The organism is Methanobrevibacter sp. (assembly GCF_045646205.1).
Lineage (GTDB): Archaea > Methanobacteriota > Methanobacteria > Methanobacteriales > Methanobacteriaceae > Methanocatella.
In genome coordinates this window covers 1-21,528 of the sequence record NZ_JAZRKF010000031.1, presented here as the reverse complement: position 1 = coordinate 21,528, position 21,528 = coordinate 1, and the positions used below count along the sequence as shown (strand labels likewise).

Below are 21,528 nucleotides of genomic sequence, written 5' to 3'. Positions count from 1 at the left end.
AAATTAATTCCTAGAGCATTTGAAGAGTAATATGGATAAATTTAAAGTAAATAACTGTTTAACAAGTGATAAAAATTTCCTTATGTGGTAAAAATTGTTCTCACTGAAAAGTATTTTAAACACTTTCATCAAAAACTATTTATAATGAAGGAAAGTGAAGAGCAAATCCGGTTAGAATCAGAAATCAAATCACAGGCCGAAATCTTTCTAAAAGATTTTAATTCAACACTGCCTGAAAGTATGGAGCTTGAATATGAAGGATTTTATAGAAGAGGATTCTTTGTAACCAAAAAAAGATATGCTGTCATTGAAGATGGGGAAATAATAGCCAAAGGTCTGGAATTAGTGAGAAGAGACTGGGCTCCCATTGTAAAAGAAACACAGGAAGCTGTGCTTATGGCCTTATTAAAAGAGGGAGATTCCGACAAAGCAATAGCTGAGGTTAAAAAAGTATTGAAAAGAATCCGAAAGGGAGACGTTGAAAACAAGGAACTGATTATCCACACCCAAATTAACAAACCTTTAAGCGAATACAAACAGGTCGGACCCCACGTTGTTGCAGCCCAAATCATAGAAGACCATGGAATCAAGGTAACACGAGGAACAATCATTCAATACATAATAAAAAAAGGAAAAGGTTCAATAAGTCAAAGGGCAGTTCCATACGAATACAGTGAGGGCATAACATACGATAAAGACTATTACATTAACAATCAGATAATTCCCGCCGTCGGTCGTATAATGGAACCATTGGGTTACTCAAAAAAAGATTTGCAAGACTTGTCTGTTGGTGAAAAACAGCAAAGCCTTGATGCATTTTTCTAATTATAAAATCGTATTTACGTCACCGATATTTTCAATAATGGTAATGTCAAGCTGTTCTTTTTTAATGTATTGCCTGTCATCTTCAGTAACATCGGAATTGACCAGAATAGCACTCATGCCCGCATTAACCGCACCTAAAGCGTCTTCCCTAAATTTATTTCCAATCATTACTGACTTTTCAGGATCCCCATTCATTTTCCTTAAAGCAACGTCATAGATTAACTTGTCAGGCTTTTTCTTGCCCACTTCTTCAGAGGTGATAACAGCATCAAAGAAGGAATAAACATTTAAACGAACAAGTTTTTCCCATTGTTTAATTGTAATACCATTGGATATGACCGCCAAACGGTAACCCTGACTTTTAAGATAAATTAAAGTGTCAATAGTATCAGCGAAAGGTCTTAAAAGTGCCATTTTTACATTATGATAAGTAATCATACCTAAAGCAACAAGCATCGGGTCTTCGTGACCTAAAACTACCTGAGTCAATACATTGAAGTGTTTACCATAATTTGAACCTTTTTCACGAATGATGGTTTTTAAAACACCATATGCTTCATCCTTATCTAAAGGCAAACCATTGTCCACCATCAGTTCAATAGCTGCTCTTCTTGCAGTCTGTGCGAAAGTAGAAGTGTCCAATAAGGTATCATCCACATCAAAAAATACAACACGGTCGTCATCAGCATTCCTATTCATTATCATTACCTCCTTTATTAAAATCCAGTTCCAAAGTAACAGGACAATGATCTGAGCCGTAAATTTCATTTAAAATTTCAGCTGATTTAACATTGTCTTTAATTTCTTCATTAACATAAAAATAATCAAGTCTCCAACCGGCATTCCTTTCACGGGCACGGGTACGGTAACTCCACCAGGTGAAATTGTTTTCTCCCTCATCGAAAAGACGGAATGTGTCAATAAAGCCTGCTTCTTCAAGCTGATCCAGCCATGCACGCTCTTCGGGAAGGTAACCTGATTTTCCTTCACAATTTTTAGGATTGTAAACGTCAATAGGGTGGTGGGCAATATTATAATCTCCGGTTATTACAAGATTTTTTCCCTGGCTTTTAAGCTCTTTAAGCTCTTCAAGTAAGGCATCACAGAAATCAACTTTGAAATCCAGCCTTTTTGCATTCATGCCGCTGTTCGGGAAGTAAATGTTATAAAGAATAAAATCATCATATTCTATTTTTAAAACTCTTCCTTCACTGTCGAGCTCTTCAATGCCAAGCCCACGTGTAACACTGACCGGTTCGATTTTGGAATAAGTTCCAACACCACTGTATCCTTTTTTTTCGGCCTCATTGAAATGTGATTCATAATCACAGACATCAGCTAATTTCTTTGGAATATCCTTTTGGGTAGCCCTTACCTCCTGAAAGTTAATGATGTCTGCATCAGTATTTTCAAACCAATCCCAGAATTCATCCTTTTTGGCCACAGCCCTGATTCCATTTACATTCCAAGAAACTAACTTGATAGACATTATAATTTCACTCCATTAGCCAAGTTCAATTCACGAAGCCACTTGATATCACTTTTGTAAAGCATACGAATGTCAGATACATCATATCTAATCATTGCCAATCTTTCAATACCCAAACCGAATGCCAAAGCAGGTTTATCGATGCCTAATGGTTTTAATACTTCCGGCCTGAACATACCGGCTCCACCAAGCTCAATCCAGCTTTCCTTTTCCTCCAGGTATATTTCGGTTTCGGTAGATAGATACGTGTAAGGGAAATAGGCAGGTCTGAATCTTACTTCAAAACCTAATTTCTTATAAAATTCTTTTAAAGTACCTAAAAGATTTTGATAACTTATGCCTTCATCACAGACAAGTCCTTCAACCTGATGGAATTCAGGCAAGTGCTTGTAATCGAAGGTTTCTCTTCTGAATACACGGCCCACTGAAAACATTTTTATTGGAGGTTCATATTCATATAAGTGTTTTGTTGATATTCCGGTAGTGTGGGTTCTTAAAACACTTTGACGTGCAATGTCTTCACTCCAATCATATTGCCAACCTACAGAACCTGTTCCCCCACCGTTTTCATGAGTTTCAGCAGTTATTTTAACCAAATCAGCGTCAGGCAAGTCACAGGTCAGAGGATTTTTGAGATAAAACGTATCCTGCATTTCACGGGCAGCATGATCCTGTGGCTGGAAAAGTGAATCGAAGTTCCAGAACGCAGATTCAACATAATCCCCCTTGTCTTCTGAAAATCCCATGTTCAAAAAGATTTCACGGATTTCATCGATGATTACTCTTAAAGGATGTTTTTTACCTGCAAAAAATACTGGCGCTTCTGCATTAATGTCATAAGGACGATACTGTAAGCTTTTCCATTCCCCATCCTTTAATTGCTGATGAGTTAATTGGGTAGCTTGCTTTTGTATGGTAAAACCTTCATTTAAAATAGCTTCACCTTTATCAAGGAGTTTAAAAGAATGTGAGGTTTCTTTTTTAACATTTAAAATATTTTTTCTTCCGGTAAGCTTTTTAAATCCGTCAACCAAATCATCAGTGAAAAGTTTGACTCCGTCAGCATTGGCTTTGAGATATTCGAGAACTTCTTCATCGACACCTAATTTGGATGTAAACTCATTACCAAATTCTGTGATATTGACTATGCCCTTATCGATTTGAGCCCAATCTTTACGGCGTAACCAGCCAAGAGCAATATTGGTTTCCTTTTTGTCAATACCTGCTTCATCAGCCAAATCCTTCATGTGAATTTGTCTTTTTTCAGCCAGGACATCCAATATTTTACGTTCAGGAAGACCTTCTTCAGCATACTTAAGTCCATCTTTAGTTAATGAATAGGTTTCGCTTACTTCCTTGTCCACTTCAATAATATCCTTTGAAGCAAGGGAACCTGCAGCACTCATTACTGATTTGATGTCCATACCAGTATTTTCAGCAATTTCTTCCGGAGTAGCTTCAGGATTAGCTTCCAATTCTTTTAAAAGTTTCTTTTCATAAATATGTAATTCATTAATGGTTTTTGTAATATCCTCACTCATTTAAACACCATAGTAATTATCATTAATAATAGTATAATATATATTTTAATTAATTAATAAAGATATGCTAAAACTAGCTGAAAAATGGAAAATTTACTTTTTCAAGGAAATATTATAATGATGAGGTAATTTTTTCTAGATTAAAAAATTTTTTCCGCAAACTCATTTTCTTTAATTGAGAGCTTTTAAAGGTTTTTGAAAAACCTACAAAAAAATAGCCATATTGAAAAAGAATCCATAAATACCATTTTCCTTTGTAAAATATTCCATATGATCATATATTTCAACTAATGTTGAATCAACTTTTTCTTTAGAAGTACCATTCAAAACTTCAAAAGTATATAGATAATCCAAAGTTTCCAAATCAGGCATTTCGTCAATAGTCATCTCACCTAAAAAATCATATTGTTTAGCAAACTCCAAAATTTCGGCTGTAAACATTTCTTTAGCAGGTTCCATAGACCGAACAAATTCCATTAATCTAGGACCATACAATATATCACCCCAAAAATTTATAAACCTTTAAAATACAAGAAGTAACTTCAAAATGGAATAAGGTTAATTATTTAAATATTACTCTTAATAATACTTAAATATTTTTTAATATAAAAATAGGTTTGATTGTTATGGAAGCGAATGAAGATATTGATTTGATTGTAAATCATCCGAAAAAGGCAATAAACAAACTGGCTATTCCAATTATCATAAGTAACCTATTTATGATATTGAATAACATTATTGATGGAATCTGGGTTGCCGGACTTGGAGCCGGTCCATTGGCTGCAATAGGATTTGTAACCCCACTATTTTTAACGCTGGTCGGTTTTGCAAACGGTCTTGGAGCAGGTTCCAACAGTTTGATTGCAAGACACATCGGGGCCGAAAAATATGAATCGGCGGGAAACGGTGCGATCCATTCAATCATGCTAAGCATTATCGTTACCATAATAACCACAATAATTATTTTAATTGTTTTAAAGCCATTATTATACCAGATGGGAGCGGGAGAAGTAATAACGGATGCTTCCAACTACGGATATATAGTAATGGCCGGATCATATTCCCTTTTCTTGCCTGCAATGTTATCTGCAATATTCAGAGCACAGGGAAAAATCAAATACGCATCATATCCATTAATGTATACTGCCATCATCAACATGATTTTGGACCCTATCTTTATTTATGTCTTGAATCTAGGCATTACCGGCGCTGCAATAGCTACTGTAATAGCAGCAACAATACCTCTCTTTCAAATGATTTACTGGATGTTTATCAAAAGGGATGTCTTTTTAAAAATTAAAATGAAGGAGTATAAAAGAGATTTGAACATTTATAAGGACATTCTGGTTGTAGGTGTTCCTGCCAGTCTGGAACAGTTCGTCCTCTCTTTTGTATCAATTTTAATGAATTACTGGTTAACATTGCTTTCAGGAACAATAGCCGTGGCGTCATATACCGCAACATGGAGACTGCTTTCAGTCGGATTTGCACCGTTAATCGGTATTGGAGTGGCATCACTGACTGTGGCCGGAGCGGCTTACGGAGCTAAAAATTACGAAAACATGAAAACCGCTGAAAATTATGGAATCAAAGTGGGTTTAATCTCATCCGTGGCAATCTGTTTACTCTGCTTTGTCTTTGCAGAGCCTTTATCCCACATATTTGCATATTCAGCCAATAGCGTTGTACTATCCCAAAGGATAACGGAAGCAATCCAAATCCTATGTTTCTTTTTACTGTTAATGCCATTTGGAATAATAGCCGGAAACCTATTCCAAAGTATGGGAAAAGGAACAATAGCATTAATCTTCACAATATTGAGGGCACTTCTTCTTGAAATAATCTTTGCAGGACTATTCGGATTTGTATTTGGATTGAAAGATATTGGAATATATGCAGGTTTGGTGTGCGGAATGGCCGTAGGTTCTGTTGTTTCATACTTCTACCTCAATTATTATCTTAAAAAGCACAGGGATTATTTTAATTGAAATTATTCAATAGCATGAATAGTTATTTTAAGCTTGAAATTAATAATATATAATGGTGTAAAGAAATGGATATGGAGTTAATTAGGATTTCACAGTTTATACTTGAAATAATACTTTTCATAGTTTTAATGTTTGTGGGAAGATTTATCCATGATAAACTTAAAACAAACGATATTAAAATATTAAATCCCCAGGAATATTTCCCCGAAGAGGAATTGCACTCCCTAAGACAGATATATTTCCTGATAATGATGGGATTGTTCTTTATAATCATAATATATACACTAATCCATAGAGACATGGTTCATCTTGCGCTATTTGATATTATAATCTCCCTGTATCTTGCAATCACATTAGACAAAAGTTCACTTAAAAACAAAATCCTATTGATATTATTGGTTCCATATGGGTCTCTAACCTACATCGTGTTCGGCGATACACTTAGTGGTTTGATTGACCTAATTCATATCCCCGTATTCATGTACTTCATGAAAGTCTATTACAACAAATTTAGAGAGTATACCAAATCAAATGGGCTCGGAATAGCTGTAATCTTATTATTTTCAATAATATTCATTAGTTTTTTCATAACCCAGATTGTTGAAAATGTTAATCCTCTAGATTCCATAGTCATGGTGTCAAATGCATTTACCAGTAACGGATATGCCGTTTTAGGTAAAAGTGTTGCCGGAAAACTAAACTCATTGGTTTTAGTTTGGGGAGGTTATCTGTTATCCGGAGTAGCTACAGCCACATTAGCTGCAGGAATTCTAATAAGATACTTCTCTAAAAGATTAGAGGAATATGATAAAAAAATAGATGAATTAAAAGAACTTATTGAAAAAAATAATAAAGATTAAAGTTATTTTAACTGATTTTTTAACCTAGTATTTAAAGCTTTTGCAAGTGTGCTTTTGTGCTTCTGTGCTTCTGTGCTTCTGTGCTTTTGTGCTTTTGTGCTTTTGTGCTTTGTCGCACTTTAAAAGTTTTTTTATACTCCCAAAACCTAATCATTAGTGACTAATACAAAATTCTGTTAAAAACATGGAGTACTTGAACAGAAGATTTTTGAAAAAAAGGTGAATATTATGATTAGGAAAAGAAAATTCGCAAAACACTTTGATTTAGCCCACAGTTTAATGTTCAACGCATATCCATCGCAATATACCAAAGCACTTGGAGTTCCGGGGGAATATGTAAAAAGAATTAATCAAAGAGTGCATTTAAAAAATGGTAGCACCGGCAAAATGGATTCAGCGTATATAGCTGATCCTGATGACAAAATACTTTTTGAAAGAGTTGCAACAGCACTAGAACACCAGTCAACCCCCATTAACGATTCAAAACTATCAAAAATTGGTGATTATGACATTCAACTTGTAGCTGATGAGAACTTACCTACATTCATAGTTATCGCATCACACCTAAACGAAGAAAAATCAAAAAATCTACTTAAAAGATTACCATCAGACATTACAAAGCCATATTTTCTGGACTTAGGTGAAGAAAACATTTCAAAAAGATTAAATAGTCTTAGTAGAAAAATCAATAGTAACCAACACTTAAATATAGAAGATGCTTTGAATCTGGGCATAATTGTACTCTACACACAACGCACCCAAGCTTATGAAAATATTGAAAAAGTGGTAAATCTTTATTTAAAAGTTTCTGCAAAATTGGAATTTAAAATAGAATATATTTTATATTCAGTAATTACGATTATGATTGATGCCTATTTTGACGATGAAAATAAATACAATGAGCTGATAAACATGATGAACGACAATACCTCCAAAGAAAGTAAAGAAAAATTTGGTTTAGAAGAATACCTATTGGAAGACATTAATTATATGAAAGAACATATGGAAGAAAATTTGGCAGCCGCAAATAACACCATAGAAGAACAAAACAATGAACTAGAAAAACAAAACAATAAAATAGAAGAACAAAATAATGAACTAGAAAAAGCAAATGGGAAAATTGCTGACCTTGAAGCGGAAATTCAAATATTGAAAGAAAAAGCAAATGGAAAATAGAATATTATCACCAATATTCTATTTCAAAAACCATTTAAAAATTAGATTTTAAATTACTTACAAAAATTGATGCCGCAGTTAAATCAGCAGTCGTTCCAGGATTATAACCATTATCATATAAATAATCATCAAATTCCTGAAGCATTACTATAAAATCATCGGAACCTTAATAGAATATATTTTATATTCTGTTATTACAATTATGATTGATGCATATTTTGACGATGAAAATAAATACAATTAGCTGATAAACATGATGAACGACAATACATTCAAAGAAAGTAAAGAAAAATTTGGTTTAGAAGAATACCTATTGGAAGACATTAAATATATGAAAGAACAAATGGAAGAAAATTTGGCAGCCGCAAATAACACCATAGAAGAACAAAACAATGAACTAGAAAAAGCAAATGGAAAAATTGCTGACCTTGAAGCGGAAATTCAAATATTGAAAGAAAAAGCAAATGGAAAATAGAATATTATCACCAATATTCTATTTCAAAAACCATTTAAAAATTAGATTTTAAATTACTTACAAAAATTGATGCTGCAGTTAAATCAGCAGTCGTTCCAGGGTTATAACCATTATCATATAAATAATCATCAAATTCCTGAAGCTTTTCTGAAAAATCATCGGAATCATTTAGCTTAAGCAAATCCCTTGTCATCATGGATATTTTTAAAGCTTCATCTGAGCCGTATTTTCTTGAAATAAGAGTATCCGGCACTTGTGATAAGATTGTCAAAAATGTTAATACACAGGCATCATTTAAAGATTTTTCCTCTTTTAGTTCATGGTATGTAGGATATCCCAATTCAAAAACTGCAGGCATGTCTGATGTCATTTCACGGGCAAGCATGTCCCAAGGGGCTGATATTTTTAAAACATCATACATTGTCTGATTATTGTCCCTCAGTTCCTGTTTTGCATTGTCTGATGCGACATCGTATTCATCCTGATCTCCCATTCCTCCTGCATCTGCAATGTTAATTGCATCATATAAATCGCATGCGTCATCGACTGATGTATTGGCCATTAACTTGACCACATTCTGACGGATTTCATCAAAATTATCACTGATGGCTGCTGCAACAGCAATCGGGGTTGTCATCATCACGATACCCAAGTTAGTATTATTTTTAATCCACCTGTCAGTTTCAGCAACTGCCTGGAGGATGTATTTACCCAATAGAGGGTTTTCAACATCAACATCACTGCATGCTTCACGGATGGTGTCTCCAATTACAATTCCACTAATGACAAAGTCTTCAAATACCATGTCATCATAGTCACGGGTCCTGTGGACATTACCTGGTTTTGGATATCCGCTGACTTCAAGTGCTGATGCGATTTGAGCTATTTTTGCAATTTCTTCAGCGTTCATTCTATCATGTCCTCCAAAAGCACCTTAGGTGCAAAGTTCGTAATTATTAAGTCGGCTCCTGCCCTTTTGATTGAAAGCAAACTTTCCATTATTGCCCTTTCAGTCAAGTATCCTTTTTCAATAGCTGCCATAATCATTGCATATTCACCGCTTACATTATAGGCGACTAACGGCAACATGAATTCATCCCTAACTGACCTTACAACATCCAGGTAAGGCAGAGCAGGTTTTACCATTAAAAAGTCACAGCCTTCAATCACATCAAGTTCGCATTCACGTATTGCCTCAACGGCATTTGCAGGATCCATCTGATAACTTTTTCTGTCTCCCTTATGAGGTGATGAGCAGGCTGCCTGACGGAATGGTTCATAAAATGCGGACGCATATTTGGCCGAATAAGACATTATCATTACATTATAATATCCATTTTCATCCAAAGCCTGTCTTATAGCACCAACTCTTCCATCCATCATGTCTGAGGGCGCTACAATATCTGCTCCCGCACGGGCATGTGACAGCGCCACTTTGGCAATATATTCAAGTGACTCGTCATTCAATATTTCGATTCCGTCATCGGTATCGGCATTTTCCTCAATCAAACCGCAATGGCCGTGGGATGTGTATTGACATAGGCAGACATCACTGATAACAACAAGATTGGTCTCTTTTTTAAGTTCACGGATTGCCTTTTGAACAATACCTGTGTCAGCATAATCCGGAGTTGCTATTTCATCCTTTTCATCTTCAGGAGGAATTCCAAAGACAATGATTGATTTTAATCCTTTTGCTTCAAGTTTTTTAGCAAATTCCACACCGCTTTTTAAAGAGTATCTGAACTCTCCGGGAAGAGATGAGATTTCTTCTTTTTCATCTCCTTTCAAATCCTGTTTAAAATAAATCGGATAGATTAAATCTTCCTTTTGAAGTTTTGTTTCACGTACAATATCTCGAATTTTTGAATTTTTCCTCAATCGTCTCATTCTAGTAATTGGAAACTGCATCTTATTTCACCTTGTATTATCATTTCACTTTGAAATTATTTAAAATATTATCATTTGCTCCATAGGGTTTTTTGAAATAATGATTTTTGGCATGCTCTACAATCAGCGCATGATATTCCTGATAGTCATTAACATCCCCGTCAAAATTATCCTCAAACAGCTTTTTTATTTTGTTATAGGAATCCTTTTCATTAATCAATCCCAAATAGGAAAAAATTCTGCGGGCATATGCGTCAACGACAAACTCCTTTTCACTGTAGGCGTAAAGAAGTATTGAATCGGCGGTTTCTGGACCCACACCCTTAACTGAAAGCAGGTCTTTTCTTTCGGGAACCTGACCTTCAAGGGATATGTAAAACTCAGAAATATTTCTCAAATACTCATATTTCTGATTGAAATAACCTGAAGGCCTGATGGCTGCCTTGAATTCATCTTCATCCAAATCAAGGATTTCTAAAGGATTTAGGTTAATTAGCTTTTTAAGATTGACTATTGACTTTTCAACCTGAGGCCATGAAGTGTTCTGGGTTAAAACTGCCCCGACAATTATTTCAAACTGTTCGGATGAATTTCTTGGAAAAGAGTAATCTTTCGGATGATAGCCTTGAGTTGAACCTGTTTTTGTCGGGTTTTCTCCTTCGTAATCTGTAATTGGCCACCAGCCCTGATATGAATAGGCATCCAGCAATTTTTTAAAAATTTCATTAAAAGCCATATTTAAGTATTAATAGTTTAAATTAAATATAGATTATTATGTCAAATAGAATTGGGGAAAAATTTCAAATTACAAGTTTCGGTTCCAGCCACGGAACTGCCGTAGGTGCCGTTATAGACGGATGTCCTGCAAATCTTGAATTAAGCGCAGAAGATATTCAAAAAGAGTTGGATAAAAGAAAACCTGGTACAAGCAGTGTTACCACACCTAGAAAGGAATCCGATGAGGTCCAGATTTTGTCAGGGATTTTTGAGGGAAAAACAGACGGAACACCAATAACGGGTATTGTCTTTAATAAAAACCAGCATTCCAAAGATTATTCAATGTTCAAGTCAACGCCACGTCCTTCACATGGAGATTTCGGATGGATGACAAAATACGGAAACTACGACTACAACGGAGGAGGCCGTGGAAGCGGAAGAGTAACTATCGGCCATGTCATTGGCGGAGCGGTTGCCAAAAAACTATTGAAGACAAAAGATATTGAAATTATTTCTCATGTAATCCAAATTGGCAACGTTAAAGCAGCAAAACTTTCTTTTGATGAAATAAAAGAAAATATAGAAAAAAATCCGGTTCGCTGCGCTGATTTGGAAGCTGCAAAAGAAATGGAAGAGCTGATTTTGGCCAAAAAAGCTGAAGGAGATTCCGTTGGAGGAATCGTTGAAACAGTTGCAGTTAATGTACCTGCAGGATTGGGCGAACCTGTCTTTGAACGCCTTGATGGTGATTTGGCAAGAATTTTAATGAACATCGGTGCCGTTAAAGGTGTTGAAATCGGCTTGGGATTTGAAGCAGCAGAAAAAACGGGCTCTGAAATTAACGATGAATATTTAATTGAAGACAATGTTGTCAAAACAAAAACAAACAATTCAGGAGGCATTATTGGTGGCATGAGCAATGGAATGCCTATAGTATCCAGAATTGCTATAAAACCTACCCCATCCATTTCCAAATGTCAAAATACCATAGATTTGGAAAGAATGGAAAATAAAAAAATAGAAATAAAGGGAAGACATGACCCCTGCATATGTCCAAGAGTAACTGTTGTGGCCGAGTCATCAACCGCAATCGTTCTTGCAGACCATATGATTCGTTCAGGATTTATTCATCCAAGCAATTTGGATGACTAATACCTGTGTTTTCTCATTTTAACAAATTCGTCAGTTTCCCCATGCTTCATTGCAAGCTTATTTGTATTTCTTCTTTCAAAACCAGACAAATTAGGATTTGAACCGTGATACGGTGCATCAACATCCTTCAGTGAGACAATACGTGCCTTGGCAGGATTGTTGAAGTTAATGTCAAGTGACATACCGTCAAATGCGGCCAAAGTCTTTACACCAGTCAGTTTGGTAATTCTTTTAGCCTCACCTATAGGATTATTTGAAATCATTTTAAGACCCAAATGAGTCATTATAGCCAATTTAGGCTTGATTTCTTTCAATAATCTGATGAAACCTGAAGAGCACAAATGTCCCTTTATGGCCTTACCGCCCGGACGCAACACGCTGGCTATGAACACGTCTGCACCCTCATGAGCTTTGGACAGTTCCGGAAAATAAGAAGTGTCGGACGTATAGGATATTTTGAAATCCCTGAATTCAATCTGAAAACCGACACCCTTCGGGTCACCATGAAGTGTAGGTGTTGCCTTAATTAAGCAGTTGTCAAAATATCTGACATCACCCTCTTCAAGAGCAAAAACCTTAGATTTGCTTTGATGATATGATGAAATGCATGGTCCCCAGGATTCATAACCTGAAATAACACTTTTTGCACCCATAATATGACCGTAATTGGTGGTCATTCCCTTAGTCATGGATTCAATCAATATTTCAGCATCATTATAATGGTCCGTATGTGCATGAGAAACAAATACTCCATCAATATTTCTCGGATCAAGACCGAACTGATATGTTCTAACTAAAGCACCAGGTCCAGGGTCTATGTGATAATTCTTTCCGCCTAGATTATCAATCCTAAATCCACCGGTCATTCTTCTTTGGTTTATGGCGGAAAATCGTCCTCCGCCTGTACCCAAGAATATAATCTTCATTTAATATTCCTCATAATGAACATAGGATAATATTACATGTCAGAGGGGAACTATTTTTCTTAAGACACAAAACCTCATCTTTAATAACGACTTTATCGCCGATTTTTATATCTTCAGTATCACAGAACATTATTACGTTATCGTTAGGACCTGCCAAAGGTTTCCAGTTGAAATTAAATGCCTGAGTCTTATTGTTTAATTTAACCTCAATCATTTTTCCGTCAATTGATTCAACATTGCCTATTGGTCCGTCATCAATGATTTTATTAGCCAGTTCGATTTCCCTAGTTTTTTGAATCATTTCTTCTGTTAACTGCTGGCGATATTTTGTTAAAACTTTAATATCAGCATCAATTGTAATGTTAAGATGTTTTTGAGCTTCAGACTTATCGAATTTAGGCTGCTGGATTAAAACGTCAAAGTCCTTACCTATGGTAGGGGTTTTTTTAGCGATATCTGACAATATTTCCTCAAAGATATCTCCCATCAGCCTTAAACTGTGTGAAGCTTTCCATCTTCTTTTAATTAAAATTTCAGCTTGTTTTTTAGCAAAGTCATTTCCAAATAAGATAATGCCTTTTTCACCAGCCTGACGTGATTTGACTTCTGAACCGATTAATTCTACAATTTGATAACCATTAGTTGTTCCGTAAATCCTTTTACGTTTTGTTTCATGAGTCCCTTTAGTACTAACTTCACCCCTAACGGTATTTCCGACAATCCTTAATTTATCAGCGTCATCAGTTAATTTAATTGGAACGTCAAGCTCTCTTGATTTTTCATATAGTTCTTCATCTGTTGTAATATTTCCGTTATATAATTCGTCTTCCAAGGCCTGTCTATTGTTGCCAAAATAAGCAATGCGCCTTTTGTCACTAGCCATGACACAACCTTTTTTACCTACATATGCTATGATTAAACTCATAATCCTCCTCACTTTTATCAAATTTATAAAATATTTATATATAGATATATTAATTCTAATATTAAATCATTTTCATAATTGGCCAATATTTTTAATAAAAAAATCCTTTAAAAATAATTAAAATGAAATATAAAGCATTGAAATTAATTATTCAACAATATGTTTATATAATAATAAATCGAAATATAACAACATAAATAATTGTTAATTATTTATCATTATAAATAATGTTAAACACAAAGGAGAAAATTTTATGAAAGATCTCAATAAGATGTTTAAACCTGAATCTGTGGCAGTTATTGGTGCCTCAAACACCCCAGGAAAAGTTGGATACATCATTGTCGACAACTTGATTAATGACGGATTTGAAGGTGCAATTTACCCTGTAAATCCGAAAGGTGGAGAGATTTTAGGTAAAAAAGCATACGCAAGCATAAAAGACATCCCTGAAAAAGTAGATTTAGCAATAATCACAATTCCATCAGTCTTTGTAAATGATACAGTAAAAGACTGTGGTGAAGTTGGTGTAGAAAACATGGTTGTAATTACAGCCGGTTTTAAAGAAGTTGGTGAAGAAGGAGCTAAATTAGAAGCAGAATTAACTGCACTTGGTGAAAAATATGGTATTAACATAATTGGACCAAACAGTTTAGGAATTACTGACTCACACACACCGTTAAACGGTTCATTTTCACAAATGATGCCACCAAAAGGAAACATTGCATTCATCTCACAAAGTGGAGCAATGATGGTAGCAATTATCGATTGGAGTATAACTTCAGGAATTGGATTCAGTAAAGTAATCAGTCTTGGAAACAAAGCCGGAGTAAACGAAATAGAATTATTACAATATTTGGCTGAAGATGATGAAACCAATGTTATTATCTGTTACTTAGAATCTATTTCAGATGACGATGACTTCGTAAGAACCATGAGAGAAACCGCAGTCAAAAAACCGATTATCGTTCTTAAATCCGGATCAAGCAGTGCTGGAGCAGAAGCTGCATCTTCACACACCGGTGCTCTTGCCGGAAGTGATTTGGCATTTGACACAGCATTCGGTCAATCCGGAATTATGCGTGTAGAAACCATGGCAGAATTATTCGATTTAGGTTTAGCATTCTCCAAAGCACCTCTCCCGGAAGGAAGTAATGTGGCTATCATTACCAATGCAGGTGGAGGAGGAGTTTTAACCGTAGACGCTATGGAAAAAGCAGGATTAGACCTTGTTAAATTCGATGAAGAAACCACTGCCAAATTGAAAGAATGTATTCCTGACGAAGGTAGTGCAAACAACCCTATTGACGTATTGGGTGATGCACCGGTACAAAGATATCAGGAATCACTCGACATCGTATTGCACGATGACAGAGTTGACAGTTTAATCGTTATGGTTTGTCCTACCGCTTCAGCAGACCCTGACGGAATTGCACAGGCAATTTTAGATGGAAGAAAAGACTCCAAAAAACCGATTATTGTTGTTAACATGGGCGGTCCAACATTTGAAGACGCAAATGAACTCTTAAGAGAAAACCACATTCCAACATATGTTTTCCCTGAAACCGCAGTTGATGCACTTGCTGCAATGACCAAATTTGCTAAATTAGGCGATAAACAATATGACGATGTTGTTGAAAAGATTTCAGATGTTGACAAAGATGCAGTTAAAGCAATATTCGATAAAGTGAAAGCAGACGGAAGAGACACATTGCTCGGAAGTGAAGCTTACGCTGTTGCAGAAGCATATGGAATTTCCGCAGCACCAATCAAATTATCAACAAGCGCTGAAGAAGCTGCTGAATTGGCTGAAGAAATGGAATTCCCGGTTGTGCTCAAAATTGCATCAGACAAGATTTTACACAAGTCAGATATCGGCGGAGTAAAAGTTGGAATCGCAAGCGCTGAAGAAGCTAAAGAAACCTATGAAGAAATCATAGCTAATGCAAAAGCTGCTCACCCAGACATTGTCCCTGACGGTGTGGAAGTACAGAAAATGATGGATTCCGGTGAAGAAGTCATTGTAGGTATGATCAGAGACAAACAGTTCGGACCAATGATTGCGTTCGGTATGGGTGGAATATACGTTAACCTCATTGAAGACGTATCATTCAAATTGGCTAAAGGTTTATCCTCTGAAGAAATCGATGAGCAGATTGATTCAACCAAAGTTTCACAATTACTTGCAGGTTACAGAGGAGAAGCTCCATGTGACGTTGAAGAAGTAAAAGAAGCTATTAAAAGAGTAGCAAGATTAACTTTAGACTTCCCAGAAATATCCGAACTTGACATTAACCCAATATTCGTTTACGAAGAAGGTTCAAGTGCATTAGATATTAAAATCAAATTATAATTTCTCTAACGAGAAATTAACTCTTTTTTTATTTTTATCATTTTTTCAAATTCTAGAAATTTTTCAGACCACAGTTTAAACGAAAATATGCTTAATTAAAATATAATTTATATATAAAACATGCAAAATAAATTATGAGAATTATAAGAATAATGGTGTGATGATATGAAATATGATTTGACAAGTGTTGGCATACATATGAACTTGCAATATGAATGCATTACTACAACAATTAACTCCAAAGGAGAAAAAAATTCTGCAGCATTTGCCTTCATTTACCTAGGTGAAGACAAAGTAATGTGCAGAATCTTTGAAGGATCAAAAAGCCTAAAAAACATTCAGGAAACAAAAAAGTACGTTGTTAACATTACACAGGACCCATTGATATTTACTCTTTCAACAATCGACAGGCTTTCAGACGAATATTATACCGATGATGAAGATATTGCCATTTTAAAAGATGCAGGCGCATATCTGGTCATTGATGTTGATGAAATAGAAATGAAAACACCTGAAGACTTCCCGATTAAAAACGATACAAACATCTATTTCATAACCGGGACAATTAAAGACTTTGTTGTTAAAGATAAAACCGCACAGGCATTCAACAGAGGATTTTCCGGACTTATTGAATCCCTGGTTAACTGCAGCCGCTACAAGATAGTCGATGGCGAAAAGAAAAAGTACTATAAAGACCGTCTTGAAGAAAACAAGAGAATTATTGAAAAGGTTTCAGACGAAAATACTAAAAAGGCAATGGATATACTCACCAAAGAGTATGAAAAATACTGATTTTTAAAAAAAATAATTTTTGGGAGGAATTATTTTCCTTCCCAGAATAATTTTTCATGTGGAATGGTATTGTTTAAAATACCTAAATCTACTTCTAATTGCATGAAAGCATCAACATTAGCTTTGTAAGTGTCATTTAATCCTGAAAGGAATGGGAAACTAGCTAATGAACTTGCTTCAACAGTTTTATTAGAAACAATGTCTGAAGGTAATAAGTCTACAACAGCACTTGCGTTTTCTTTGACATTGTCATTGATAAATTTGGTAGCGTTTTCATGGATTGCTACGATATCTTTTACGGTATCAGGTTTTTTATCAATCAAGTCCTGGGATGCTACAACAACACAGCATGGGTGACCAGCCAATATATCACTGGAAGTTGCTAAAACTTTGTTACCGTTTGCTTCAGAAGTACTTACGAACGGTTGGAAAGTTACACCGGCATCAATTGTATTGGTGTTGATTGCATCGTTGATTGAAGGAGTTTTCATTGCTGATGCATTAACTTTATCCATTGATAAACCGTTGTTTTTCAAGTATAAGTTTAATAAAACATATTGAATAGATGCTTCTCCAGGAGTTGCAACATTTTTACCGTTTAAATCGGAAGCAGCAGAAATTCCGGAATTGTTGGAAATTATGATTCCACTACCTTCATTTTGAGCAGCTGAAATAACTTTTACAGGAACACCTTTTTCCACTGATGACAATACAGGAGAAATTCCGACATATCCAACATCGACTTTTCCACTTGCCATAGCAGTCATTAAGTCTCCACCATTATTAAATTGTACGAGTTCAGTTTCAATACCTTTAGCCTTATATAAACCTTGCTGATCTGCTACAAACAATGCAGCATCATGATCTGAAGGTAAATAACCAATAGTTACTTTATTGTCTGAGCTTCCTCCGCCTAAAAAGTCGAACCATCCAGCACTGACGGTTCCCATTGCAAGTAAAGCGATTAAAGCTACAGCCAAAATAACGCCTATCTTTTTATTCATTAAATCACCATATATTTATAACAATAGTTATATTTTTTTCAATCCTTAACCAATTGAGGTAAAGATATGAAAAAAACAAGAATTTTTTATAATTCTAATCATAGTTATTTAATATTACCATATATAAAGTTAGTGAATTTAAAATTCATCAAGAAACAGAGTGAAATTTTAAATCAATATACTGCAAGAAAGCAATAATAATTTAAGTAATTAGAAGATAAAAGTAACGAATAATTAATCGGAGAAATAATTATTTTAAAAGAAGTTGATAAAAGATAAAAAAGCTTTTAATATATGTAGATGAATTAGTTAATTTTTTAAAAAAAGTAAAAATATAGAAGCATTAAGCTTCTATTTTAATTTTGTTTGATTCGGTTTCAACGCCATTTCCAAAGTCATAGTAAGATGTGATTGAATAATCACCCACAGGCAAGTTTATATTGATTCTTGCTTCAGCCTGATCATTTGTTGTACGTGTGTACAATATTCCGAAGAGATTGAATGAAACTTCCTGATGAGGATAAGGATTTCCTTGTTCATCTAAAGTTTTTGCAACAAATGCGGATCCGTCACCATACTTCATGACCAAATCGGAAGTAACCAATCTAGGAAGCACTTTAATAATATTACTTTCAGCACAGTCCTTGTAGTAAGTTGTAATGATGTATTCACCAGGTTCAATGTTAATATTCAATTTGACATGTCCTGTTTCATTTGTTGTTCTTGTGTAGAATACACCATGTATGTTAAAGGTTACTTCTTCACCTGCTTTAGCCCAGTTACCGTCTGCTCCACGTACACGAATTATGAACTGTGAATCATTTCTGAAATGTTTGGTTAAATCACTGGATTCGATTAAGGTAAATACAGTGATTTTATTTGATTTCATTTCACCGGTTACAGGATTGGTTGCAGTCAATATGTATTCTCCTTGTTCAAGGTTAATATTGAGTTTAGCCCAACCGGTTGCATTTGTAGTTCTTGTGTAGAATACTCCGTGAATGTTGAAGCTGACATCAGTATCTTTTAACGGATTACCTTCACCGTCTAGGAACAATGCATAGTACTGAGTTCCGTTTCTGAATACTTTAAGTACGTCATTTGCATATATTGTAGGCAGTATTTCAACATGAGAAGTTAATGTTTGAGGTTTAAACTCACTGTCGCCTGCAAATTCTACTTTAACTGTGTAATTGCCGCTTTCCAGATTAAGAGCCATTGAAGTTCTACCGTCCTGACTGGTTCTGGTGTATGTTACACCGTTGATAGTTATTTTTATTTCCAAACCACTAAGGTTATTGCCGCTGTCATCTCTTAAATAGACTATGAATCTTTCAGGTCCGCTGTAATATTTAATTACATCAGGAGCAGTTATTACAAGAGATCTAGTCTTGTTGATTATAGCATCAATGGTTTTTGAAGCATATTTGTCATTACCCGGATAGGTAACTTTAGCATCATAGCTTCCAGTAGGCAATCCGGAAATATCCACAACAGCCTTACCCTCCTTAATAGGAACAGTGTAATCTTTACCACCAATATTTACAATTACATCACCAGTAGCATCACTAGGAACATTAACCACTAAATTGTTTCCGTCTTCAGTAACGTTGATTGAATAATCATCAATCTTAGGAACATTCACAGTAGTTGAATTTGATGCAGGAGCATACTTGTCGTCACCAGCATAATTGACAACAACAGGATAATCACCAGGTTCTAAACCGGAAATATCCACAACAGCCTTACCATCCTTAATAGGAACAGTGTAATCTTTACCGGCAATATTTACAACCACGTCACCAGTAGCATCACCAGGAACTGTAACGACTAAATTGTTTCCATCTTTATTAATGTCAATTGAATAATCATCAATCTTAGGAACTTCGAATGTAGTTGAATTGGATGCTGGAGGATATTGGCTATCTCCAGGATAGTTTACAACAACAGTGTGATTACCAGGTTCTAAACCGGAAATGTCCACAACAGCCTTACCGTCTTTAACAGGAACTGTTTGCTCTTTGCCGTCAATGGATACTTTTACATCACCTGTAGCATCTTCAGGCAATTCAATGACAATCTCATCATCACCAACTTCAATACTAATTGGAGTTTCTTTTTCATAGACAATGAATGTGTCTTTAACTGTTTTTGATTCGTATTTGTCGTTTCCAGGGAATGTTACAACAACATCATAAGATCCTGGTTTTAAATTAATTGGTAAGTCTACATGAGCAACACCGTCAGTTACGTTCACGTAGTATCCGATTCCATCAATGTCTACTAATACAGGACCGTTAATGTCTTCAGGCAAGTTGATAGTTATGTTGGTTCTATCCCCAACCTTAATGTCTTCAGCGTTTACATCAAATGGATAATCAGGAATCTTAGGAATTTCAACGATTGTAGCGTTGGAAGCTTTAGCGTATTTATCATCACCAGTGTAAGTCACTTCAACAGTGTGATTACCAGGTTCTAATCCGGAAATGTCCACAACAGCTTTACCGTCTTTAACAGGAACAACCTGCTCCTTACCGTCAATAGTAACTATTACATCACCAGTAGCATCCTCAGGAACATTTACAACTAAATCGTCACCATTTAAATCAATAGTAACTGGATAATCATCAATCTTAGGAACTTCAAAGACAGTTGAATTGGAAGCAGGACCATAATTGTCATCACCAGAGTATTTTACATCAACAGTGTGCTGACCAGGTTCTAAACCGGAAATGTCCACAACAGCCTTACCTCCTTTGACAGGTACAGTTTGGTTTTTACCGTCAATGGAAACTGTTACGTTACCGGTAGCATCCTCAGGCAATTCAATGACAATCTCATCATCACCAATTTCAATGTTTACAGGAGTCTCTTTCTCATCTATAGTGAATGAAGTAGTATTTCCGTTAGATGTGTATTTATCATCACCAGGATAAGTCACAACAACATTGTAGTCTCCTTTGGATAAGTCATCCAAGTGCAATTTAGCCTGACCGCCAGTAGCATTAGCATAATAACCAACACCATCAACATCAATAAGAACCGGACCAGTAATATCACCAGGTAAAGTTACAGTAATATCAACTGAATTACCGTCAACCACAGCATCAACAGTGATTTCATAATCATCAACTTTAGGAATTTCAACGACAGTAGCGTTGGAAGCTTTAGCGTATTTATCATCACCAGAATAGGTAACTTCAACAGCATGTTTACCAGGTTCTAAACCGGAAAGATCAACAACAGCCTTACCGTCTTCAACAGGAACAACCTGCTCTTTACCGTCAATGGAAACTGTTACATTACCGGTAGCATCCTCAGGCAATTCAACAACAATCTCATCATCACCATCTAAATCAATAGTAATTGAATAATCATCGATCTTAGGAACATCCACAGTAGTTGAATCTGAAGCAGG

At 35.4% G+C, this 21,528-nt stretch carries 19 protein-coding genes and 1 pseudogene; 8 read left to right on the top strand and 12 right to left on the bottom strand.

Annotated elements, in window-relative coordinates; genetic code table 11:
* Window positions 1–141 precede the first annotated feature (141 nt).
* Complete coding sequence (locus ACKI44_RS06355; protein ID WP_407422698.1) at window positions 142–825, top strand: DNA polymerase domain-containing protein; 684 nt, start codon at window positions 142–144, stop codon at window positions 823–825.
* Here the strand turns inward: ACKI44_RS06355 and ACKI44_RS06350 are convergent, their stop codons facing one another.
* From ACKI44_RS06350 to ACKI44_RS06335, 4 genes are all read right to left on the bottom strand, one after another.
* Window positions 826–1,530: a TIGR02253 family HAD-type hydrolase gene (locus ACKI44_RS06350; RefSeq protein ID WP_407422647.1), complete on the bottom strand. Its 705-nt coding sequence runs from the start codon at window positions 1,528–1,530 to the stop codon at window positions 826–828.
* Complete coding sequence (locus ACKI44_RS06345; protein WP_407422645.1) at window positions 1,517–2,314, bottom strand: exodeoxyribonuclease III; 798 nt, start codon at window positions 2,312–2,314, stop codon at window positions 1,517–1,519. Before ACKI44_RS06345 ends, ACKI44_RS06350 begins: the two co-directional genes overlap by 14 nt.
* Window positions 2,314–3,855 (bottom strand): phenylalanine--tRNA ligase subunit alpha, encoded by a 1,542-nt coding sequence (locus ACKI44_RS06340; RefSeq protein WP_407422643.1) that lies wholly within the window; start codon window positions 3,853–3,855, stop codon window positions 2,314–2,316. Before ACKI44_RS06340 ends, ACKI44_RS06345 begins: the two co-directional genes overlap by 1 nt.
* 204 nt (window positions 3,856–4,059) lie before the next feature.
* Entirely contained in the window at window positions 4,060–4,350 is a 291-nt protein-coding gene (locus ACKI44_RS06335) for a hypothetical protein (RefSeq protein ID WP_407422641.1), read from the bottom strand.
* A 131-nt stretch (window positions 4,351–4,481) separates the two neighbouring features.
* Between ACKI44_RS06335 and ACKI44_RS06330 the strand changes: the two genes are divergently transcribed.
* The 3 genes from ACKI44_RS06330 to ACKI44_RS06320 all read left to right on the top strand — a co-directional run bounded on the left by ACKI44_RS06330 (window position 4,482) and on the right by ACKI44_RS06320 (window position 7,879).
* A complete protein-coding gene (locus ACKI44_RS06330; protein ID WP_407422639.1) occupies window positions 4,482–5,843 on the top strand; it encodes an MATE family efflux transporter in 1,362 nt (453 codons plus the stop codon).
* A 65-nt stretch (window positions 5,844–5,908) separates the two neighbouring features.
* Window positions 5,909–6,703: a hypothetical protein gene (locus tag ACKI44_RS06325; RefSeq protein WP_407422637.1), complete on the top strand. Its 795-nt coding sequence runs from the start codon at window positions 5,909–5,911 to the stop codon at window positions 6,701–6,703.
* Between the two features lie 228 nt (window positions 6,704–6,931).
* A complete protein-coding gene (locus ACKI44_RS06320) occupies window positions 6,932–7,879 on the top strand; it encodes a coiled-coil domain-containing protein (protein ID WP_407422635.1) in 948 nt (315 codons plus the stop codon).
* A gap of 34 nt (window positions 7,880–7,913) precedes the next feature.
* Here ACKI44_RS06320 and ACKI44_RS06315 read toward each other — a convergent pair.
* Window positions 7,914–8,024, bottom strand: a pseudogene (locus ACKI44_RS06315) (triphosphoribosyl-dephospho-CoA synthase); the annotation flags it as partial.
* A gap of 108 nt (window positions 8,025–8,132) precedes the next feature.
* Between ACKI44_RS06315 and ACKI44_RS06310 the strand changes: the two are divergent.
* On the top strand, window positions 8,133–8,354 hold the full coding sequence (locus ACKI44_RS06310; protein WP_407422633.1) for a hypothetical protein: 222 nt from the start codon (window positions 8,133–8,135) through the stop codon (window positions 8,352–8,354).
* A gap of 34 nt (window positions 8,355–8,388) precedes the next feature.
* Here ACKI44_RS06310 and ACKI44_RS06305 read toward each other — a convergent pair whose 3' ends face one another.
* From ACKI44_RS06305 to ACKI44_RS06295, 3 genes are read right to left on the bottom strand one after another with little or no spacing between them, the layout of a single operon-like run.
* Complete coding sequence (locus ACKI44_RS06305; RefSeq protein ID WP_407422631.1) at window positions 8,389–9,264, bottom strand: triphosphoribosyl-dephospho-CoA synthase; 876 nt, start codon at window positions 9,262–9,264, stop codon at window positions 8,389–8,391.
* Window positions 9,261–10,265: a porphobilinogen synthase gene (gene hemB / locus ACKI44_RS06300; RefSeq protein WP_407422629.1), complete on the bottom strand. Its 1,005-nt coding sequence runs from the start codon at window positions 10,263–10,265 to the stop codon at window positions 9,261–9,263. Before hemB ends, ACKI44_RS06305 begins: the two co-directional genes overlap by 4 nt.
* A gap of 19 nt (window positions 10,266–10,284) precedes the next feature.
* Window positions 10,285–10,980, bottom strand: a complete 696-nt coding sequence (locus ACKI44_RS06295) for an endonuclease III domain-containing protein (RefSeq protein ID WP_407422627.1) — start codon at window positions 10,978–10,980, stop codon at window positions 10,285–10,287.
* Window positions 10,981–11,018: 38 nt separating this feature from the next.
* On the opposite strand from ACKI44_RS06295, the gene aroC reads away from it, so the two are divergent.
* Window positions 11,019–12,113 carry a chorismate synthase gene (gene aroC, locus ACKI44_RS06290; protein WP_407422625.1) on the top strand — a complete coding sequence of 365 codons (1,095 nt, stop codon included), beginning with the start codon at window positions 11,019–11,021 and terminating at the stop codon, window positions 12,111–12,113.
* Here aroC and ACKI44_RS06285 read toward each other — a convergent pair.
* Both ACKI44_RS06285 and ACKI44_RS06280 read right to left on the bottom strand, forming a co-directional pair.
* Complete coding sequence (locus tag ACKI44_RS06285; protein WP_407422623.1) at window positions 12,110–13,039, bottom strand: MBL fold metallo-hydrolase; 930 nt, start codon at window positions 13,037–13,039, stop codon at window positions 12,110–12,112. The genes aroC and ACKI44_RS06285 overlap by 4 nt on opposite strands.
* Before the next feature lie 10 nt (window positions 13,040–13,049).
* A complete protein-coding gene (locus ACKI44_RS06280; RefSeq protein ID WP_407422621.1) occupies window positions 13,050–13,964 on the bottom strand; it encodes a DUF2121 domain-containing protein in 915 nt (304 codons plus the stop codon).
* 253 nt (window positions 13,965–14,217) lie between these two features.
* Between ACKI44_RS06280 and acs the strand changes: the two genes are divergently transcribed.
* Both acs and ACKI44_RS06270 read left to right on the top strand, forming a co-directional pair.
* Entirely contained in the window at window positions 14,218–16,314 is a 2,097-nt protein-coding gene (gene acs, locus ACKI44_RS06275; RefSeq protein ID WP_407422619.1) for an acetate--CoA ligase alpha subunit, read from the top strand.
* Window positions 16,315–16,479: 165 nt separating this feature from the next.
* Window positions 16,480–17,106, top strand: coding sequence for a DUF447 domain-containing protein (locus ACKI44_RS06270; RefSeq protein WP_407422617.1), 627 nt, complete (start codon window positions 16,480–16,482; stop codon window positions 17,104–17,106).
* A gap of 29 nt (window positions 17,107–17,135) precedes the next feature.
* On the opposite strand, the gene ACKI44_RS06265 is transcribed toward ACKI44_RS06270, so the two are convergent.
* Both ACKI44_RS06265 and ACKI44_RS06260 read right to left on the bottom strand, forming a co-directional pair.
* Window positions 17,136–18,110: an ABC transporter substrate-binding protein gene (locus tag ACKI44_RS06265; RefSeq protein WP_407422615.1), complete on the bottom strand. Its 975-nt coding sequence runs from the start codon at window positions 18,108–18,110 to the stop codon at window positions 17,136–17,138.
* A 343-nt stretch (window positions 18,111–18,453) separates the two neighbouring features.
* Window positions 18,454–21,528, bottom strand: a 3,075-nt coding sequence (locus tag ACKI44_RS06260) for an Ig-like domain repeat protein (RefSeq protein WP_407422613.1), incomplete at its 5' end; no start/stop codon positions are given.